This window comes from Nitratidesulfovibrio liaohensis (assembly GCF_011682075.1).
GTDB classification, from domain to species: Bacteria; Desulfobacterota; Desulfovibrionia; order Desulfovibrionales; family Desulfovibrionaceae; genus Cupidesulfovibrio; species Cupidesulfovibrio liaohensis.
In genome coordinates, this window is record NZ_VSMK01000644.1 from 1 (window position 1) to 961 (window position 961).

1 protein-coding gene is annotated in these 961 nt (G+C 72.6%); it reads left to right on the plus strand.

The genetic code is table 11. The features are described 5' to 3' along the window. On the plus strand, window positions 1-961 hold a 961-nt coding region (locus FVW27_RS17050), incomplete at both ends, for a response regulator (protein ID WP_167127443.1).

A 961-nucleotide genomic window follows, 5' to 3' on the forward strand; every position in this document is an offset into this window, starting at 1 on the left:
GCCGCCGGGCTGGCTGCCACCGCGTCCCGAGGCGGCAATACCGGCGCCATCACCCGCCACGCGCCTCCCGCCGCGCCCCCCAACCAGAGTGCCCCTGCCCAGTCCTCCTTCTCCGACCCGGCCCTGCACGGGGCGCGAATACTGCTGGTGGACGACAACCCCATCAACCGCGCCGTGGCCACGGAAATGCTGCACGCCACGGGCGTGGCCGTGGAAGCGGTCCCCTCGGGCGAAGCGGCGCTGGACACCCTGGCCCGCAACGCCCGCCAGACGGACGCGCAGGACGTTGCCTTCGACGCCGTGCTGCTGGACATCCAGATGCCGGGCATGGACGGCTACCAGACCGCTACGGCCATCCGGACGCGCAATGCCTCCGGCGGCCTGCGGCTGCGGCCAGGCGCGCCGGTCATCGCCTTTACCGCGCGGGTGGAGGGAGAGGACGAAGCGGCCCTGTACCGGGCGGGCATCGTCGGCAGGTTGCCCAAACCCGTGGACCGTCAGGAACTGCTGAACACCCTGCGTCGCCACCTGCCCGCCAGGCCTGTTGGGGGCACAACGGGACCGAAAGCGGGGGCGGGAGCGGAATCGACGGATGCTGGCCCCGCACCGGCACCACCACACACGCAGACTGTCAAAGGCAAGCCCGCCACGGGTCACCGCCCCGCGCCGGAAGACCTGCCCGCATCCCTGCCGGGGCTGGACGTGGCCAGCGGCGTGCGCCGCATGAACGGCAAGGCCTGGCTGTACCTGCGGGTACTGGGCAGCTTTGTGGCCGCCTATTCCGGGGCGGGCGACGAAGTGCGCGGGCTGGTGGCCGCCGCCGCGAAGCAGGACACGGCTGGGCCAGAAACGATTATGCCTGACGCCATTAGGCCTGACGCCGCTGGCGCGTGGCGCGCCCTGTCCGAGCGCGCCCACGCCATGGCGGGCGCGGCGGGCAGCATATCCGCGCACGAGGTGC